Origin of the sequence: Novilysobacter erysipheiresistens (assembly GCF_036663935.1) — a bacterium.
Lineage (GTDB): Bacteria > Pseudomonadota > Gammaproteobacteria > Xanthomonadales > Xanthomonadaceae > Novilysobacter > Novilysobacter erysipheiresistens.
Map to the genome: position 1 here is coordinate 448,277 of NZ_JAXGFP010000001.1, position 18,950 is coordinate 467,226.

At 65.5% G+C, this 18,950-nt stretch carries 18 protein-coding genes and 2 tRNA genes; all 20 read left to right on the forward strand.

Annotation, left to right across the window (positions count from 1 at the left end; genetic code table 11):
- Positions 1-101: 101 nt before the first annotated feature.
- Positions 102-851, forward strand: coding sequence for a triose-phosphate isomerase (tpiA, locus tag SNE34_RS02280; RefSeq protein ID WP_332614302.1), 750 nt, complete (start codon positions 102-104; stop codon positions 849-851).
- A 47-nt stretch (positions 852-898) separates the two neighbouring features.
- On the forward strand, positions 899-1,330 hold the full coding sequence (gene secG / locus SNE34_RS02285; RefSeq protein ID WP_332614303.1) for a preprotein translocase subunit SecG: 432 nt from the start codon (positions 899-901) through the stop codon (positions 1,328-1,330).
- A gap of 120 nt (positions 1,331-1,450) precedes the next feature.
- Positions 1,451-1,535 (forward strand) — tRNA-Leu (locus tag SNE34_RS02290).
- Between the two features lie 94 nt (positions 1,536-1,629).
- The gene (locus tag SNE34_RS02295) at positions 1,630-1,986 is read left to right on the forward strand and encodes an NADH-quinone oxidoreductase subunit A (RefSeq protein ID WP_332614305.1); all 357 of its coding nucleotides are present in this window, start codon (positions 1,630-1,632) and stop codon (positions 1,984-1,986) included.
- The gene (locus SNE34_RS02300) at positions 1,977-2,549 is read left to right on the forward strand and encodes a NuoB/complex I 20 kDa subunit family protein (RefSeq protein WP_332614307.1); all 573 of its coding nucleotides are present in this window, start codon (positions 1,977-1,979) and stop codon (positions 2,547-2,549) included. Before SNE34_RS02295 ends, SNE34_RS02300 begins: the two co-directional genes overlap by 10 nt.
- Positions 2,550-2,584: 35 nt before the next feature.
- On the forward strand, positions 2,585-3,307 hold the full coding sequence (locus tag SNE34_RS02305) for an NADH-quinone oxidoreductase subunit C (RefSeq protein ID WP_332614309.1): 723 nt from the start codon (positions 2,585-2,587) through the stop codon (positions 3,305-3,307).
- A gap of 17 nt (positions 3,308-3,324) precedes the next feature.
- Positions 3,325-4,623, forward strand: coding sequence for an NADH-quinone oxidoreductase subunit D (locus SNE34_RS02310; RefSeq protein WP_332614619.1), 1,299 nt, complete (start codon positions 3,325-3,327; stop codon positions 4,621-4,623).
- Between the two features lie 43 nt (positions 4,624-4,666).
- Positions 4,667-5,194 (forward strand): NADH-quinone oxidoreductase subunit NuoE, encoded by a 528-nt coding sequence (nuoE, locus tag SNE34_RS02315; RefSeq protein WP_332614310.1) that lies wholly within the window; start codon positions 4,667-4,669, stop codon positions 5,192-5,194.
- Entirely contained in the window at positions 5,194-6,549 is a 1,356-nt protein-coding gene (gene nuoF, locus SNE34_RS02320; RefSeq protein WP_332614312.1) for an NADH-quinone oxidoreductase subunit NuoF, read from the forward strand. The genes nuoE and nuoF overlap by 1 nt, the downstream gene beginning before the upstream one ends.
- Entirely contained in the window at positions 6,546-8,777 is a 2,232-nt protein-coding gene (gene nuoG, locus SNE34_RS02325) for an NADH-quinone oxidoreductase subunit NuoG (protein WP_332614314.1), read from the forward strand. The genes nuoF and nuoG overlap by 4 nt, the downstream gene beginning before the upstream one ends.
- 14 nt (positions 8,778-8,791) lie before the next feature.
- On the forward strand, positions 8,792-9,841 hold the full coding sequence (gene nuoH, locus SNE34_RS02330; RefSeq protein ID WP_332614316.1) for an NADH-quinone oxidoreductase subunit NuoH: 1,050 nt from the start codon (positions 8,792-8,794) through the stop codon (positions 9,839-9,841).
- Between the two features lie 7 nt (positions 9,842-9,848).
- Positions 9,849-10,337 (forward strand): NADH-quinone oxidoreductase subunit NuoI, encoded by a 489-nt coding sequence (gene nuoI / locus SNE34_RS02335; protein ID WP_332614318.1) that lies wholly within the window; start codon positions 9,849-9,851, stop codon positions 10,335-10,337.
- A gap of 9 nt (positions 10,338-10,346) precedes the next feature.
- Entirely contained in the window at positions 10,347-10,988 is a 642-nt protein-coding gene (locus SNE34_RS02340) for an NADH-quinone oxidoreductase subunit J (protein ID WP_332614320.1), read from the forward strand.
- A gap of 8 nt (positions 10,989-10,996) precedes the next feature.
- Positions 10,997-11,302 carry an NADH-quinone oxidoreductase subunit NuoK gene (gene nuoK, locus SNE34_RS02345; protein ID WP_332614620.1) on the forward strand — a complete coding sequence of 102 codons (306 nt, stop codon included), beginning with the start codon at positions 10,997-10,999 and terminating at the stop codon, positions 11,300-11,302.
- 13 nt (positions 11,303-11,315) lie between these two features.
- The gene (gene nuoL / locus SNE34_RS02350; RefSeq protein WP_332614322.1) at positions 11,316-13,421 is read left to right on the forward strand and encodes an NADH-quinone oxidoreductase subunit L; all 2,106 of its coding nucleotides are present in this window, start codon (positions 11,316-11,318) and stop codon (positions 13,419-13,421) included.
- A gap of 49 nt (positions 13,422-13,470) precedes the next feature.
- The gene (locus SNE34_RS02355; protein ID WP_332614622.1) at positions 13,471-14,970 is read left to right on the forward strand and encodes an NADH-quinone oxidoreductase subunit M; all 1,500 of its coding nucleotides are present in this window, start codon (positions 13,471-13,473) and stop codon (positions 14,968-14,970) included.
- Positions 14,971-14,988: 18 nt separating this feature from the next.
- Positions 14,989-16,437 (forward strand): NADH-quinone oxidoreductase subunit NuoN, encoded by a 1,449-nt coding sequence (gene nuoN, locus SNE34_RS02360; protein ID WP_332614324.1) that lies wholly within the window; start codon positions 14,989-14,991, stop codon positions 16,435-16,437.
- A 71-nt stretch (positions 16,438-16,508) separates the two neighbouring features.
- Positions 16,509-16,585: transfer RNA gene (locus tag SNE34_RS02365), tRNA-Met, on the forward strand.
- Between the two features lie 198 nt (positions 16,586-16,783).
- Positions 16,784-17,410, forward strand: a complete 627-nt coding sequence (locus SNE34_RS02370) for a ribosome maturation factor RimP (RefSeq protein ID WP_332614326.1) — start codon at positions 16,784-16,786, stop codon at positions 17,408-17,410.
- A 4-nt stretch (positions 17,411-17,414) separates the two neighbouring features.
- Complete coding sequence (nusA, locus tag SNE34_RS02375) at positions 17,415-18,902, forward strand: transcription termination factor NusA (RefSeq protein WP_332614328.1); 1,488 nt, start codon at positions 17,415-17,417, stop codon at positions 18,900-18,902.
- The last annotated feature ends 48 nt before the right edge of the window (positions 18,903-18,950 follow it).

Sequence of the window (18,950 nt, forward strand, 5' to 3'; positions counted from 1 at the left end):
CGCCTGCGCGGCCTGGTCTCACCGGCAGGCGGGCTTCGACATGCGCGCTTCGGTTCGCGTGCTTGGGTACAATCGCCGCTCCCGCATTCACGGAGTGGTCCATGGCCCGTCGCAAGATCGTCGCCGGAAACTGGAAGTTGCATGGCGATCGCCAGTTCGCTGGCGAGTTGCTGGATCAACTGGTTTCCGCGGACATGGCCGGGGTCGAGCGGATCATCCTGCCGCCGCTGCCGTACCTGGGCGAGCTGATCCATGAATACGGTTCGCGCGGGTTGGAGTTCGGCGCGCAGGATGTCAGCGCCAACGACAAGGGTGCCTACACCGGGGAAGTGTCGGCGGCGATGCTGGCCGATGTCGGCGCCCGTTACACCCTGGTCGGCCACTCCGAGCGCCGCCAGTACCATGGCGAAACCAGCGACGTGGTCGCGGCCAAGTTCCGTGCCGCCAAGGACGCTGGCCTAGTGCCGATCCTGTGCATCGGCGAGACTCTCAGCGAACGCGAGGACGGCCAGACCGAGTGGCGCCTGCAGGAGCAGTTGGCGCCTTTGCTGAACGACGGCGCGTCCCTGCTGGACGGCGCGATCGTCGCCTACGAGCCGGTCTGGGCGATCGGGACCGGCCAGACCGCCAGCCCGGAGCAGGCGCAGGCGGTGCACGCATTCATCCGTAGCGAAATCGCCGCGCACGATGCTAGAATCGCTGGCTCGCTGCCGCTGCTGTATGGCGGTAGCGTGAAGCCCGACAACGCGGCCGCGCTGTTTTCCCAGGCGGACGTCGACGGCGGGCTGGTCGGCGGGGCCTCGCTGGTTGCCGCCGATTTCAACGCCATCGCAACCGCGGCGGCGTCCTGACCGGCTTCGGGCTCGTTCCAAAGTCGCAATAACACAAGAGTTTTCCGATGCTGCTGTTCCTCACCGTCATCTATGTGCTGGTCGCGATCGCGATGATCGCGCTGATCCTGATGCAGCGCGGCGCCGGTGCGCAGGCCGGCTCGGGCTTCGGCGGCGGCGCCTCGGCGACCGTGTTCGGTGCGCGCGGCGCGTCCAGCTTCCTCAGCAAGTCCACCAAGTGGCTTGCGATCGTGTTTTTCTCGATCAGCATGTACATGGCCTGGCACGCGACCAATTCGACCGATGCCGGGAACGCGGCCAGCGCCGACCTCGGCGTGATGTCGCAGGTGCCGGTTGCGCCTCCGGCCGCCCAGGGCGATGCCGCGGTTCCGGCGACGCCGGTTGCCGTGCCGCAGGCGCCGGCCGTCGACAGCAGCGTGCCGGCCGCGCCGGCGACCGAAACGCCGCAATCGGCACCGCCCGAAACCACAGACGAGTAAGACAAAACGTTACAATGGCGTTCGCGACACCCGGCACGGAGGCTCGGGGGTCTGTTTGCGATGACCAAACGGTCATCGTGGACGAATGAAATGGATGTCGGAAGTTCGGTTGGATCATGTGCCCAGGTGGCGGAATTGGTAGACGCACTACCTTGAGGTGGTAGCGGCTTAGGTCGTAGGGGTTCGAGTCCCCTCTTGGGCACCACTCCAGCAATGCAACAACAAGCGGCACCAGCGGTGCCACAAGCCAAGGCCGTGGCAACGCGGCTTCTAGCCTAGAAGAAGCTGAGAGAACACAAGTGCTGGCCGAATACCTGCCGACCCTGCTGTTCCTGATCGTCGCCAGCGGCATCGGCGTCGCCCTGCTGGTGGTGGGCAATCTGCTCGGCCCCAAGCGCCCGACCGCGGAAAAACTGTCTCCGTACGAATGCGGCTTTGCCCCGTTCGAAGACGCGCGCATGCAGTTCGACGTGCGCTACTACCTCATTGCCATCCAGTTCATCATCTTCGACCTGGAAATCATCTTCATCGTGCCCTGGGCGACCGTGTTCCGTGATCTCGGAGTGGTCGGCCTGGTAGAGATGGGCATCTTCGCCAGCATGCTCCTGCTCGGCTTCATCTACGTGTGGAAGAAGGGAGCGCTCGAATGGGAGTGAGCCAGACCATCTCGGGCCTGATGCACAACCCGATCCCGGAAGGGCGGCTTGACGACATCCTGCGCCCCGAGGGCGAGAACCCGCTGCTGCAGCAGGGTTTCGTCACCACCAACCTCGACACCCTGTGGAACTGGGCGCGCACCGGCTCGATGTGGCCGATGACGTTCGGCTTGGCCTGCTGCGCGGTCGAGATGATGCACGCCGGCGCCTCGCGCCTGGACCTGGACCGCTACGGCGTGGTGTTCCGCCCGTCGCCGCGCCAGTCCGACGTGATGATCGTCGCCGGCACCCTGGTCAACAAGATGGCCCCGGCGCTGCGCAAGGTCTACGACCAGATGCCCGACCCCAAGTGGGTGATCTCGATGGGCAGCTGCGCCAACGGCGGCGGTTACTACCATTATTCGTATTCGGTGGTGCGCGGCTGCGACCGGATCGTGCCGGTCGACGTCTACGTGCCGGGCTGCCCGCCGACCGCCGAGGCGCTGGTCTACGGCATCCTGCAGTTGCAGAAGAAGATTCGCCGCGGCACCAACTTCGGTGACGCCAGGCAGGGCGTGCGCTGATGGCCGGTCCGTTGCAAGGCAGGCCGTTGCAAGGCATGACCGCGGCCGCATTCGCCGAACGCCTCGAGGCACGCTTCACCGATGGCCTGGTTACGGTCGTCGAGCCACGCGGTGAAGTCACCCTGGATGTCGCCCCGGCCGACTGGCGGTCGGTGGCGCTGGCGTTGCGTGACGAATTCGGTTTCGAGCAACTGGTCGACGTGAGCGGCGTCGATTACCTGAGCTACGGCTCCGACGAGTGGGACACCGAGGTCTCCTCGGAAGGCTTCTCGCGCGGCGTCGAAGGCAAGGGCGCCGGCCGTTTCGTTTGGGGCGAGTCGCCCAATGGCGCCGCCGATGCGCCGGAGCGCCGGTTTGCCGCCGTCGCCCATATGCTATCGGTCCAGAACAACCTGCGCGTGCGCCTGCGTACTTTCGCCGCCGATGATGCGCTGCCGGTGGTGGACTCGCTGACCTCGGTCTGGCCCGGCGCCAACTGGTTCGAGCGCGAGGCGTTCGACCTCTACGGCATCATCTTCGAAGGCCATCCGGACCTGCGCCGGATCCTCACCGACTACGGCTTCGTCGGTCATCCGTTCCGCAAGGATTTCCCGCTGATCGGCAACGTCGAAGTGCGCTACGACGCCGACAAGCAGCGGGTGATCTACGAGCCGGTCTCGATCGAGCCGCGGGTGCTCGTGCCGCGCGTGATCCGCGACGACTCGCGCTACCAGACCTCGGCCGGCGAGTCCGCGCAGCGACGCGAGGCGAAGCCATGAGCACGCCCGCCAACAACATGCCCGCTTCCGACATGCCACTGGTCAACGCCTCCACGCTCAACAGCATGGAGATCCGCAACTACACCCTGAACTTCGGTCCGCAACACCCGGCCGCGCACGGCGTGTTGCGCCTGATCCTGGAGATGGACGGCGAGGTGGTGAACCGCGCCGATCCGCACATCGGCCTGCTGCATCGCGGCACCGAGAAGCTCGCCGAATCCAAGCCGTTCAACCAGTCGATCGGCTACATGGACCGGCTCGACTACGTGTCGATGATGTGCAACGAGCACGCCTACGTGCTCGCGATCGAACGGCTGATGGGGATCGAGGCGCCGGTGAGGGCGCAGTACATCCGCACCATGTTCGACGAGATCACCCGGATCCTGAACCACCTGATGTGGATCGGTTCCAACGCGCTCGACCTCGGCGCGATGGCGGTGTTCCTGTACGCGTTCCGCGAGCGCGAGGAGCTGATGGACTGCTACGAGGCGGTCTCCGGCGCGCGCATGCACGCGACCTACTACCGTCCCGGCGGCGTCTACCGTGACCTGCCGGACCGGATGTCGAAGTACAAGGAGTCGCCGTGGCGCAAGGGCAAGGACCTCAAGCGCTTCAATGACTGGCGCGAGGGCTCGTTGCTCGACTACCTCGACGCGTTCTGCAACGACTTCCCGACCCGCGTCGACGAATACGAAACCCTGCTGACCGACAACCGCATCTGGAAACAGCGTACCGTCGGCATCGGCGTGATCAGCCCGGAAACCGCGCTGGCCTGGGGCATGACCGGTCCGATGCTGCGTGGCTCCGGCGTCGAGTGGGACCTGCGCAAGAAGCAGCCGTACGCCAAATACGCCGAAGTCGACTTCGACATCCCGGTCGGCGTCAACGGCGACTGCTACGACCGCTACCTGGTGCGCGTCGCCGAGATGCGCCAGTCGACCCGCATCATCAAGCAGTGCGTGCAATGGCTGAAGGCCAACCCCGGCCCGGTGATGATCGACAACTACAAGGTCGCTCCTCCCTCCCGCGAGGAGATGAAGGACGACATGGAAGCGTTGATCCACCACTTCAAACTGTTCACCGAAGGCTACTGCGTGCCGGCCGGCGAGACCTACGCCGCGGTCGAGGCGCCCAAGGGCGAGTTCGGCTGCTACCTGGTGTCGGACGGCGCCAACAAGCCGTTTCGCTGCAAGCTGCGTGCGCCGGGCTTTGCCCACCTGTCGTCGATGGACGAGATCGTCAAGGGCCACATGCTGGCCGACGTGGTGGCGATGATCGGCACCTACGACGTCGTGTTCGGCGAGATCGACCGCTGATGGCCCCGGGCCATCGCGACGATTGCTGAGGATTGATCAAAGAATGAAAGCGACCGGAAATTTCGAGGCCTGCCAACACGTCGACCCGATGGTCGCGTTGTCGGACAAGACCCGCGCGCACATCGACCACTGGCTGGCCAAGTTCCCGCCGGACCGCAAGCGTTCGGCCGTGCTGCAGGGGCTGCATGCGGCGCAGGAACAGAACGACGGCTGGCTGAGCGACGAGCTGATCGCCGCGGTCGCCAAGTACCTGTCGTTGCCGCCGGTCTGGGCCTACGAGGTCGCCAGCTTCTACTCGATGTTCGAGACCGAGCAGGTCGGCCGCAACAACGTTGCCTTCTGTACCAACATCAGCTGCTGGCTCAACGGCGGCGAAGCGCTGGTCGCCCATGCTGAGAAGAAGCTCGGCTGCAAGCTGGGCGAGTCCACCGCCGACGGCCGGGTATTCCTCAAGCGCGAGGAAGAGTGCCTGGCCGCATGCTGCGGCGCGCCGGTGGTGGTCATCAACGGTCATTACCACGAGAAGCTCGACACCGCGAAGGTCGACGAGTTGCTCGAGGGGCTCAAGTAATGGCGCACCACGATTATTCGCAGGGCTACGGCCCGGTCGGCCCGGCTCCGGTCGAGCACAGTGTCGTCTACACGACCCTGCACTTCGACAAGCCGTGGTCGTACGAGAACTACCTCAAGACCGGGGGCTACAGCGCACTGCGCAGGATCCTCGAAGAGAAGATCGCGCCAGCCGATGTGGTCGAGATGGTCAAGCAGTCCGGCCTGCGCGGTCGCGGCGGCGCGGGCTTCCCGACCGGCCTGAAGTGGAGCTTCATGCCCAAGGGCAGCGGCACCCAGAAGTACATCCTGTGCAACTCCGACGAGTCGGAGCCGGGTACCGCCAAGGACCGCGACATCCTGCGCTACAACCCGCATGCGGTGATCGAGGGCATGGCGATTGCCTGCTACGCGACCGGCAGCACCGTGGCCTACAACTACCTGCGCGGTGAGTTCCACCACGAGCCGTTCGAACACCTGGAAGAAGCCACCGCCGAGGCCTACAAGCACGGTTGGCTGGGCAAGAACGTGCTGGGTTCCGGCATCGACATCGATATCCACAACGCGCTCGGCGCCGGCGCCTACATCTGCGGCGAGGAAACCGCGCTGATGGAGTCGCTGGAAGGCAAGAAGGGCCAGCCGCGCTACAAGCCGCCGTTCCCGGCCAACTTCGGCCTGTACGGCAAGCCGACCACGATCAACAACACCGAGACCTATGCCTCGGTGCCGGCGATTGTCCGCAATGGAGCGGAGTGGTTCCTCAACCTCGGCAAGCCCAACAACGGCGGCGCCAAGATTTTCTCGGTGTCGGGTCACGTCGCCAAGCCCGGCAACTACGAGATCCGCCTGGGCACCTCGTTCGCCGACCTGCTGCAGCTGGCCGGTGGCGTGCGCAACGGTGCCAGGCTAAAGGCCGTGATCCCGGGTGGTTCGTCGATGCCGGTGCTGCCGGCCGACACCATGATGGGCCTCACGATGGATTACGACGCGATCCAGAAGGCCGGTTCCGGCCTCGGGTCCGGTGCGGTGATCGTGATGGACGAAACCACCTGCATGGTCCGCGCCTGCCAGCGCATCGCCCGGTTCTACTTCAAGGAGAGCTGCGGCCAGTGCACGCCGTGCCGCGAGGGCACCGGCTGGATGTACCGCATGCTGACCCGGATCGTCGAGAAGCAGGCGACGGTCGAGGACCTGCACATGCTCAGGGCCGCGGCTGGCCAGATCGAAGGCCACACCATCTGCGCGTTCGGCGAAGCCGCGGCGTGGCCGGTGCAGGGTTTCCTGCGGCATTTCTGGGACGAGTTCGAATACGCCATCGTCAACAAGCGCTTCCTGGTCGACGACCAGGCCGCGGGCAAGGTGGAGCAAGCGGCATGAGTGCGCAGCCGTCCAACCCGAACGTGCCGCCGGACCACGTCTCGATCGAGATCGACGGCGTGCCGATGACCGCGCCGAAGGGCTCGATGATCATCCACGCCGCCGACAAGGCCGGCATCCCGATCCCTCGCTTCTGCTACCACGACAAGCTGTCCATCGCGGCCAACTGCCGCATGTGCCTGGTCGAGGTCGAGAAGATGGGCAAGCCGGCGCCGGCCTGCGCAACGCCGGTGATGGACGGCATGAAGGTCACCACCCGCAGCGACAAGGCACTGAAGTCGCAGCGCAACGTGATGGAGTTCCTGCTGATCAACCATCCACTTGACTGCCCGATCTGCGACCAGGGCGGCGAGTGCGAGTTGCAGGACCTGTCGATGGGCTACGGCCGTTCGGTCAGCCGCTTCGCCGAACGCAAGCGCGTGGTGCCCGACGAGGACATCGGCCCGCTGGTCGCCACCGAGATGACCCGCTGCATCCAGTGCACCCGCTGCGTGCGCTTCACCGCGGAGGTCGCCGGTACCTACGAGCTGGGCGGCATGTACCGCGGCGAAAACCTGCAGATCGGGACCTATGACGGCAAGCCGCTGACCACCGAGCTGTCGGGCAACGTCATCGACGTGTGCCCGGTGGGCGCGCTGACCAACAAGCCGTTCCAGTTCAAGGCCCGCGCCTGGGAGCTGATGGCGCGCGAGTCGCTGGGCTACCACGACGCACTCGGCAGCAACCTGTTCCACCACGTCCGTCGCGGCGAAGTGCTGCGCAGCGTTCCGCGTGACAACGATGCGGTCAACGAATGCTGGCTGTCGGACCGCGACCGTTATTCGTTCCAGGGTCTGTACGCGGATGACCGCGCGACGATACCGATGGTCAAGGATGGCGGCGAGTGGCGCGAGGCCTCGTGGGACGAGGCGCTGGCAAAGGCCGCGCAGATCCTGCGCGACAACGGCGCCGACCAGCTTGGCATGCTGGTACACCCGGCAACCTCGAACGAGGAGGGCGCCTTGCTCGCCCGTCTTGCCGACGCGCTCGGCACCGGCAACCTCGATCACCGCATCTCCCAGCACGACCTGTCGGACGCCGCGACCGCCGACGTCTTCGGCATGCGCGTGGCCGAGATCGACAAGGCCGACGTGATCGTCATCGTCGGCGCGAACCTGCGACACGAGTTGCCGCTGGTCAATGCGCGCGTGCGCAAGGCCTGGCAGAACGGCGCCAGGGTCCATGTGGTCAATCCGGTCGATTTCGACCAGACCTTCGACCTCGCCGGCAAGCAGATCGTTGCGCCATCGCAGATGGCCGCGGCGCTGGCCAATGCCGAACTGCGCGAGGCGGCCAAAGCCGGTTCGAGCGCGGTGGTGATTGTTGGCGCGCTGGCCGAAAACGGTCCGCATGCGTCGTCGATCCGCGCGGCCGCGAATGATTTCGCCGCCGCCACCGGAGCCGCCCTGTGCCGGATTCCGCAGGGCGCCAACGCGATCGGCCTGGCCGATCATGGCGTGCTCCCGAGCGGCCGCGACGCCGGTTCGATGCTGGCCGAGCCGCGCACCGCCTACGTGCTCTACGGCATCGAATCGGGCCTGGATTTCGCTGACACCGCGAGCGCGATGAAAGCGCTGGGCAGCGCGCAGGTCGTGGCCTTCAGCCACTTCGCCTGCTCCTCGACCCGTGCGGTCGCCGACGTGATCCTGCCGATCGGCCTGCTGCCCGAGATCGACGCGACCCTGACCAACCTCGACGGTCGTGAACAGTCCGCCACCGCTGGCGGCAAGCTACCGGGCCAGGCGCGTGCCGGCTGGCGCGTGCTGCGTGCCCTCGGTGGGGCGCTTGAAGCGGCCGGATTCGAGTTCACCGATCTGGCCGGCCTGCGTGCGAGCCTCGCCAAGCGCGAGGTTGCACCGATGGTCGGCCGCCCGCCGTCAACCGCGACCGAAGGCCTCGAGATCGCAGTCAGTACAGCGATCTACCGCAGCGATGCGGTCGTGCGCCGCGCCGCCGCACTGCAGTCGCATCCGTTGAACATTCCGCCGCGCGCGGTACTCAACCGCGCCGATGCCGATGCGCTCGGCCTGGTCGATGGCGGCACCGGCAAGTTCGGCAGCGATGCGGGCACTGCAACCCTGTCGGTGTCGGTCAGCGACAAGGTCGCGCCGGGCACGGTCTGGATCGAAGGCGGCCACGGCGCCACCGCGCCGCTGGGCGCCGGTCGGGTGCAGGCGGGGAGGGCTTGAGCATGGTGGCCGGGATGATTGATTCGATCCACCAGGGCTTCCAGTCCTTCGGCATGCTCGGCGAGGGCGCCTGGATCGTGCTGAAGATCCTGCTGATCGCGATGCCGGTGATCATCGCCGTCGCGTTCTACGTGCTGTGGGAGCGCAAGCTGATCGGCTGGATGCACGTGCGTCGCGGGCCGATGTACGTCGGCATGGGCATCCTGCAAACCTTCGCCGACGTGTTCAAGCTGCTGTTCAAGGAAGTCCTGCAGCCGAGCAGCGCCTCGCCGTTCCTGTACAAGCTTGCGCCGCTGCTGGTGCTGGTGCCGTCGTTCGCGGCGTGGGCGGTGGTGCCGTTCGACGCCCAGGTGGTGCTGTCGAACGCCAACGCCGGGCTGCTGTACCTGCTGGCGATGACCTCGCTGGGCGTGTACGGCATCATCCTCGCCGGCTGGGCCTCCAACTCGAAGTATGCGTTCCTCGGCGCGATGCGCGCCGCCGCGCAGATGGTGTCCTACGAGATCGCGATGGGCTTCGCCCTGGTCGGGGTGATGGTCGCCGCCGGCAGCCTCAACCTGTCGCAGATCGTGATGGCGCAGGCCGGCAATGCCGGGTTCCTGGAGTGGTTCTGGCTGCCGTTGCTGCCGCTGTTCGTGATCTATTTCGTGTCCGGCGTGGCCGAGACCAACCGCGCGCCGTTCGACGTGGTCGAGGGCGAGTCGGAAATCGTCGCCGGCCACATGGTCGAGTACTCGGGCGCGCTGTTCGCGCTGTTCTTCCTGGCCGAGTACGCCAACATGATCCTGATCAGCTTTCTGGTCTCGATCTTCTTCCTCGGCGGCTGGCTGAGCCCACTGCAGGGCCTGGGCATCCCGCTGCTGTCGGTCGACGGCTGGTGGTGGATGCTGGCCAAGGTGTTCTTCTTCGCCAGCTGCTACATCTGGTTCCGCGCCACGTTCCCGCGCTACCGCTACGACCAGATCATGCGATTGGGCTGGAAGGTGTTCATCCCGATCACGATCGCGTGGATTGTGGTGGTGTCGCTGATGGCCTATTACGACGTGTTCCTGCCGGGGCAATGAGACTGACATGACGCGCATCGTTTCCTACTTCAAGAGCCTGCTGCTGGTCGAGCTGCTGCTTGGCATGTGGCTCACGCTCAAGTACCTGTTCAAGCCCAAATACACGCTGATGTACCCGATGGAGAAGACGCCGCAGTCGCCGCGCTTCCGCGGCATCCATGCGTTGCGTCGCTATCCCAACGGCGAAGAGCGCTGCATCGCCTGCAAGTTGTGCGAGGCGGTGTGCCCGGCGCTGGCGATCACGATCGACTCCGAGAAGCGCGAGGACGGCAGCCGCCGCACCACGCGCTACGACATCGACCTGTTCAAGTGCATCTACTGCGGCTTCTGCGAGGAGTCGTGCCCGGTGGACTCGATCGTCGAGACCCACATCCACGAATACCACTTCGACCAGCGCGGACAGAACATCGTCACCAAGCCGCAGTTGCTGGCGATCGGTGACCGGCTCGAAGCCGAGATCGCCGAACGCCGCGCTGCCGACGCACCTTTTCGCTGAGTGCCCGCCATGGACCTCGCTTTCATTGCCTTCATCGTCTTCGCCACCGCGGCCATTGCGTCCGCGCTGGCGGTCATCAGCGTCAAGAACCCGGTCCACGCGGTGCTGTCGCTTGTGCTGACGTTCTTCTCGGTCGCCTGCCTGTGGCTGATCGCCGGTGCCGAGTTCCTCGGGGTCGCGTTGATCCTGGTCTACGTCGGTGCGGTGATGGTGCTGTTCCTGTTCGTGGTGATGATGCTCGATATCGACGTCGCCCCGATGCGCGAAGGCTTCGTGCGCTACCTGCCGGTCGGCCTGCTGGTCGCTGTGGTGATGCTGGTGGAGATGCTGGTGCTGATCGGGGTCAAGGTGCAGATGTCGGTGCCGCTGGCGACCGACGCCGCCCAGGCCGCCAACATTCCCAACACCGAGTGGCTGGCGCGTGCGCTGTTCACCAAGTTCCTGCTGCCGTTCGAGACCGCCGCGGTGATCCTGACCGTCGCGGTGATCGCGGCGGTGACTTTGACTTTGCGTCGCCGCGAGGGCGGCAAGCGGCAGAACCCGGGCGACCAGGCCCGGGTCCGTGCCAGCGATCGGGTACGCATGGTCAAGATGGACGCGGTGAAACCGGCGCCGCCGGCGGAAGCGGGCGATGCGGAGGTGAAGCCGTGAATCTGTTCGTGCTGACCCCCGGTCACTTCCTCGCGCTCGGCGCCGCGCTGTTTTGCATCAGCGTCGCCGGCATCTTCATCAACCGCAAGAACGTGATCGTGCTGCTGATGTGCCTGGAGTTGCTGCTGCTGGCAGTCAACATCAACTTCGTGACGTTCTCGCGCCAGTTCGGCGATCCGTCCGGCCAGGTGTTCGTGTTCTTCATCCTGACCGTGGCCGCGGCCGAGGCCGCGATCGGCCTGGCGATCCTCGTCACGCTGTTCCGCAACCGGCGAACGATCAACGTCGCCGAAATCGATTCGATGAAGGGCTGATCCGATGCCGGGTGTGGAGCACATGATTTCCAAGTCCCTGCTGCTGGCGATCGTGCTGGCGCCGCTGCTGGGTGCGATCATCGCCGGCCTGTTCGGCCGCAGGATCGGCCGCGCCGGCGCACATGTCGTCACGATCCTCGGCGTCGCCGCCAGCTGCGCGATGTCCGCCTGGGTGCTGTGGCAACTGGTCGGGCAGGGCGCGCCGGCGTTCAACGAGAACGTCTATACCTGGTTCGAGGTCGGCGGCATCGAGGCCCACATCGGCTTCATGATCGACAACCTGACCGCGATGATGATGGTGGTGGTCACCTTCGTGTCGCTGCTGGTGCACATCTACACCATCGGCTACATGCACGAGGACCCGGGCTACCAGCGGTTCTTCAGCTACATCTCGCTGTTCACCTTCTCGATGCTCATGCTGGTGATGAGCAACAACTTCCTGCAGCTGTTCTTCGGCTGGGAAGCGGTGGGCCTGGTGTCATACCTGCTGATCGGCTTCTGGTTCAAGAAGCCGACCGCGGTGTTCGCCAACCTCAAGGCGTTCCTGGTCAATCGCGTCGGCGACTTCGGCTTCCTGCTCGGCATCGCCGGGGTGCTGCTGATGTTCGGTTCGCTCGACTACGGCACCGTGTTCGCCAATGCGCCGAGCATCGCCGGGATGAAGATGGCGATCGTCTCCGATTACGAGTGGTCGATCGCGACGGTGATCTGCATCTGCCTGTTCATCGGCGCGATGGGCAAGTCGGCGCAGGTTCCACTGCACGTGTGGCTGCCGGACTCGATGGAAGGCCCGACCCCGATCTCGGCGCTGATCCATGCCGCGACGATGGTCACCGCCGGCATCTTCATGGTCGCGCGGATGTCGCCGCTGTTCGAACTGAGCCAGACCGCGCTCAACTTCGTGCTGTTCATCGGCGCCACCACCGCGTTCTGGACCGGCCTGATCGGTATCGTGCAGAACGACATCAAGCGCGTGGTCGCGTACTCGACGTTGTCGCAGCTGGGCTACATGACGGTCGCGCTGGGCGTGTCGGCCTACAGCGCCGGCGTCTACCACCTGATGACCCACGCCTTCTTCAAGGCGCTGCTGTTCCTCGGCGCCGGCTCGGTGATCATCGGCATGCACCACGAACAGGACATGCGGCGGATGGGCGGCCTCAAGAAGTACATGCCCATCACCTACTGGACCATGCTGCTGGGCACCCTGGCGCTGGTCGGCACGCCGTTCTTCAGCGGCTTCTATTCCAAGGACTCCATCATCGAGGCGGCTCACCACGCCAGCGAGCACGGTGGCTGGATCGGCCAGTACGCGTACTGGGCGGTGCTGCTGGGTGCGTTCGTGACCGCGTTCTACAGCTTCCGCCTGCTGTACATGACCTTCCACGGCAAGGAGCACTTCCACGACAAGGCGCCTGCGGGCTATGTCGAGCCGGAAGCCGACTCCACCGAGCATGCCGCCGCGTTCGCGCACGAGCACGGGGACGATCACGCCCACGGCCACCAAGCGCACACCCCGCACGAATCGCCGTGGGTGGTGACCCTGCCGCTGATCCTGCTGGCGATCCCGTCGGTCCTGATCGGCTTCTTCACCGCCGGTCCGATGCTGTTCGGTACCGACTGGAGCGGCCACGTCGAGCAGTTGCCGTTCTTCCTCGGCGCGATTGACGTCAACGCCGCGCACGACGTGATGGCGACGCTCAAGAAGGAGGTCTGGCACGGGCCGGTTGCGTTCGCGCTGCACGGTTTCCAGGCGCCGGCGTTCTGGCTTGCTTTCGCCGGTTTCGCCCTGGCCACCGTCATGTACTGGTGGAAGCCGGAGCTGCCGGCCAAGGCACGCAAGCTGTTCGCCTGGCCCGTCCGGGTGCTGGAGAACAAGTACGGTTTCGACGCGCTGTGGATCGGCGGTTTCGCCGGCGGCAGCCTCGGCCTCGGCAAGGCGTCGCGCGCGATCGATACCCATGTGATCGACGGCGTTGCGGTCAACGGCAGCGCACGGGTGGTCGAGCTGGTCGCCGCGCTGAGCCGCCGCGCGCAGTCGGGTTACCTGTTCCATTACGCCTTCGCGATGATTGTCGGCCTGATCGTGATGCTGGCCGTGCTCATCCGTTACCTGAACTGACAAGGACTGCTACGTGAATCCTGAGCCCTTGCAGCCCCTGCAACACGCGCTGCCCCTGCTGAGCCTGCTGGTGTGGCTGCCGATCGTCGGTGGCCTGCTGACCCTCGCCTTCGGCAACGAGCGCGCCAACGCCGCCCGCTGGTTCGCCACCGTCGTGGCCACCATCGTGCTGGCCCTGTGCGTGCCGCTGCTGAGCGGTTTCGACATGGGCACCGCGGCAATGCAGTTCGTCGAGGACCGCGCCTGGATCCCGGCCTTCGACATCCGCTACCACCTCGGCGCGGACGGCATCTCGGTACCGCTGATCGGCCTGACCGCGCTGACCTCGGTGCTGGTGCTGATCGGCGCCTGGAACGTCGACAAGCGGGTCAACCAGTACTACTCCGCGTTCCTGATCCTCGAAGGCCTGATGATCGGCGTGTTCGCGGCGCTCGACTCGATGCTGTTCTACGTGTTCTTCGAGTGCATGCTGATCCCGATGTTCATCATCATCGGTGTCTGGGGCGGCCCGCGCCGGGTCTACGCCTCGATCAAGTTCTTCCTGTACACGTTCCTCGGCTCGCTGTTCATGCTGATCGGGCTGATCTACCTGTACCTCAAGGGCGGCAGCTGGCAGCTGGCCGACATGTACGCGCTGCAACTGTCGGCAACGGAGCAGATGTGGATCTTCTTCGGCTTCCTGATCGCGTTCGCGGTCAAGGTGCCGATGTTCCCGGTCCATACCTGGTTGCCGGATGCGCACGTGGAGGCACCGACCGCCGGCTCGGTGATCCTGGCCGCGATCATGCTGAAGATCGGCGGTTACGGCTTCCTGCGTTTCACCCTGCCGATCGTGCCCGACGCCGGCGCCGAATGGGCGTGGCTGGTGATCGCGCTGAGCCTGATCGCGATCGTCTACGTCGGCCTGGTCGCGCTGGCGCAGGACGACATGAAGAAGCTGATCGCGTACTCGTCGGTCTCGCACATGGGCTTCGTGACCCTGGGCACCTTCATCGCGTTCGGCCTGGTGCGCGACTACGGCAACCTCGATGCCGCCCGCCTCGGCCTGCAGGGCGCGATGGTGCAGATGGTCAGCCACGGCTTCATATCGGCGGCGATGTTCACCAGCGTCGGCGTGCTGTACGACCGCCTGCATTCGCGCCGGATCAAGGACTACGGCGGCGTCGCCAACGTGATGCCGTGGTTCGCGGTGTTCTACGTGCTGTTCGCGATGGCCAATTCCGGCTTGCCGGGCACGTCGGGCTTCGTCGGCGAGTTCATGGTGATCATGGCCTCGTTCCAGAAGCATCCGCTGATCGCGTTCGTGGCGGCGCTGACCCTGATCATCGGCGCCGGCTACACCCTGTGGCTGGTCAAGCGCGTGTTGTGGGGCGAAGTCGGCAACGACAACGTCGCCACGATGAAGGATATCGGTGCACGCGAGACCTTCGTGCTCGGCGTGTTCGCCATCGGTACGCTGTTGATCGGCGTCTGGCCGAAGCCGCTGACCGACCTGATGGAACCGTCCATCGCCAACCTCGCGATGCAGATCGCGGGTTCCAAGCTTTAACCGGATCGAGAGCCGAAGATGACTGCCGTTCCCCTCCGTTCCGTCGCCGAGTTGATGCCGTTGCTGCCAGAGCTGGTGCTGGTGGGCGGCGCCTTCGCGCTGCTGATGCTCGACCTGTTCCTGTCGGAGCGCCAGCGTGTCGCCACCCACCTGTTGTCGATCGCGCTGCTGCTGGTCGTCGCCGCGCTGGTGGTGTTCGGCGTCGGTGGCCATGGCAGCGTGCTCAGCGGGATGTTCGTGCGCGACGTGGTCGCCGACGTGCTGAAGGTAGGCCTGGCCGTGCTGTCGGCACTGGCGATGGTGTACCTGTGGCCGTACATGCGCGAGCGCGGGCTGTACAAGGGCGAGATGTCGATCCTGATGCTGTTCGCGGTGCTCGGGATGATGCTGCTGGTGTCCGCCGACAGCCTGGTGATGGTCTATGTCGGCCTCGAGATGCTGGCGCTGTGCTCGTACGCGCTGGTGGCGATCGACCGCGACAATCCGCTCGCCTCGGAAGCCGGCATCAAGTACTTCGTGCTCGGTGCGCTGGCGTCCGGCCTGCTGTTGTACGGCCTGTCGCTGGTCTATGGCGCCACCGGCACCCTCGGCCTGCACGAGATCGCCGCCGCCGCATCGACCACGGAGTCGATGACGATGCTGGTCACCGGCGTGGCGTTCATGGTCGCCGGCATCGGCTTCAAGTTCGGAGCGGCGCCGTTCCACATGTGGTTGCCGGACGTTTACCACGGCGCACCGACCCCGATCACGCTGTTCATCGGCTCGGCGCCCAAGCTGGCGGCGTTCGGGATGACCTACCGCCTGCTCGAAGTCGCGGTGGGGCCGTTGCAGGATCACTGGCAGATCATGCTGGCCGCGCTCGCGACGTTGTCGCTGGCGATCGGCAATCTCGGCGCGATCATGCAGACCAACCTCAAGCGCCTGCTCGCGTATTCGACCGTGTCGCATGTCGGCTTCCTGTTCCTCGGCTTTGCCGGTGGTGGGCCGGAGGGTTTCGCCGCGGCGATGTTCTATGCGCTGGTCTACGCGCTGATGGCGGCGGCGGGTTTCGGCGCGATCGTGGTGATGTCCAGCCGAGGTTTCGAGGCGGACCGGATCGACGATTACAAAGGCCTGAATGCGCGCAACCCGTGGCTCGCCGGCATGGTCATGCTGGTCATGTTCTCGATGGCCGGAGTGCCGCCGTTCCTGGGTTTCTGGGCGAAGCTGGCGGTGCTGCGGGCTGCGATCGAGGGCGACATGATGTGGCTGGCGATCGTCGGCATCGTGTTCGCCGTTATCGGCGCGTTCTATTACCTGAAGGTGGTCAAGGTCATGTACTTCGACGAGCCCGAAGGCGAAGTGCCCGCGCCGAGCAGCAACCGCCCGATGCGCATCGTGTTCGGCGTTAACGCCGTTGCGTTGCTGGCGCTGGGCTTCGCCTGGAGCCCGATCATGGCGTGGTGCCAGCATGCGTTCGGGATTTGATCGCGCCGTGCAAATAAAGCCCTGTTAAGGGTTGCCAAAGTTGATGCCGACCAGTACCATGATCGGCCTGATGCGGGGTGGAGCAGTCTGGCAGCTCGTCGGGCTCATAACCCGAAGGTCGTAGGTTCAAATCCTACCCCCGCTACCAGCTTCGGCTGAACAAGCAGGCCTCTGAGAAGAGGCTTCTTTTTTAGCCAGCGGCTCGGGCTTGGTGATGCGATCTGCTCTCGCGTCACACCGAAATCCAGCGGTACGGACAAGGGGCCCTCGGGCCCTTTTTCGTTTTTGCGGATTCGGTTTACATATTGATTCGCCAGTCGCAACGCAACCGCAGGAGTACCAGCGCGTGACGGACAAAGCGGCCGAAATTGCCAGATTGCTCGCCCCGACCGTCGAGTCGCTGGGCGTCGAGCTGTTGGGCATCGAGTACCTGCCGGCCCCTGGCGGCGCGCTGGTGCGGCTGTATATCGATAAACCCGCAATCGACAAGCCTGCAGTCGACGAACAAGCCGATGGCGACGCGACCGAAGGCGAACTTCCGGTTTCGGTCAGCATCGAGGACTGCGAGGCGGTCAGCCGCGAGGTCTCGGCACAACTCGATGTCGAGGATCCGATCAGCGGCAACTACACCCTGGAGGTGTCGTCGCCGGGGATCGATCGCCCGCTGTTCACCCTCGCGCACTTCAGGCGCTTTGCCGGCGAGACCGCCAAGGTCACCCTGAAGTTGCCGCAGGAAGGTCGTCGCCGCCTGACCGGCGTGATCGCGCGGATCGAGGGCGAGGCCATCACGTTCCTGGTCGACGGCGCCGAGTTCACGGCGGACGTCGACAACATCGACAAGGCGCGGCTGGTCCCCGACTGGGCCGCGCTGGGACTCGTCCCGGAGAAGCCGGGCAAGTCCGCGCAGGGCAAGAAGCAAACCAACAAACCAACCAACAAGCCGGCGGCCGACAAGCCGACCCCGGCGGAGTAAAGAGATGAGCAAGGAACTGTTGCTGGTCGTGGACGCGGTCGCCAATGAGAAGGGCGTGCCGGAATCGGTGATCTTCGAGGCGATCGAGGCCGCGTTGGCGTCCGCCGCCAAGAAGCGCTACCACGACGAGGACGTGCTGGTGCGCGTCACCATCGACCAGAAGGACGGCAGCTACGAGACCTTCCGCCGGATGGAAGTGGTTGCCGACGACGTCGTGATGGAGTCGCCCGACCGCCAGATCCGCCTGATGGACGCGATCGACGAAGTCGAGGGCGTCGAGGTCGGCGACTACATCGAGGAACAGATCGAGAACCCCGGCTTTGGCCGCATCGCCGCGCAGGCCGCCAAGCAGGTGATCGTGCAGCGCGTGCGCGAGGCCGAGCGCGCGCAGGTCGTCGACCAGTGGAAGGATCGCGTCGGCGAACTGGTCACCGGCATCGTCAAGCGCGTCGAGCGCGGCAACATCTACGTCGACCTGGGCGGCAACGCCGAGGCGATCATCCCGAAGGACAAGGGCATCCCGCGCGACGTGCTGCGCGCCGGCGACCGCGTGCGCGGCTATCTGTTCGACGTGCGCACCGAGCCGCGCGGCCCGCAGCTGTTCATCAGCCGCGCCGCCCCGGAATTCATGATGGAGCTGTTCAAGCTCGAAGTGCCGGAAGTCGGCCAGGGCCTGGTCTCGATCATGGGCTGCGCGCGTGATCCGGGCGACCGCGCCAAGATCGCAGTGCTCGCGCACGACAATCGCACCGATCCGATCGGCGCCTGCATCGGCATGCGTGGTTCGCGCGTGCAGGCGGTGACCAACGAGCTCAACGGCGAGCGCGTCGACATCGTGCTGTGGTCGGACAATCCGGCGCAGTTCGTGATCAACGCGATGGCGCCGGCCGAGGTGCAGTCGATCATCGTCGACGAGGAGAAGCACTCGATGGACCTCGCGGTCGCCGAGGAGCGCCTCGCGCAGGCGATCGGCAAGGGCGGGCAGAACGTGCGCCTGGCCAGCCGCCTGTCGGGTTGGCAGCTCAACGTGATGACCCAGGACCAGGTCACCGCCAAGTCCGAGGCCGAGCAGGTCGCCGCGCGCGAACTGTTCCAGGCCAAGCTCGAGGTCGACGAGGAGATCGCCGCGATCCTGGTGACGGAAGGCTTCAGCACCGTCGAGGAAATCGCCTACGTGCCGGTCGGCGAGTTGCTGGCGGTCGAGGGCTTCGACGAGGACATCGTCGAGGAGCTTCGTGCCCGCGCCCGCGACGCATTGCTGAATGACGCGCTGGCTGCCGAGGAAGAGCTCGACGAGCACCAGCCCGCCGAGGACTTGCTGTCGCTGGAGGGCATGGACGACGAACTGGCCTACGCCCTGGCCGCGCGTGGCGTGGTCACCCGCGAGGACCTGGCCGAGTTGGCGACCGACGAGATGATCGACCTGGAAGGGGTCGACCAGGCCCGTGCCGCCGCGCTGATCATGGAAGCGCGCAAGCACTGGTTCGAGTAAGGCGTCCGCGTAACGAGGCGCCCATGATGTCGCGGCGCTAGAATTGAT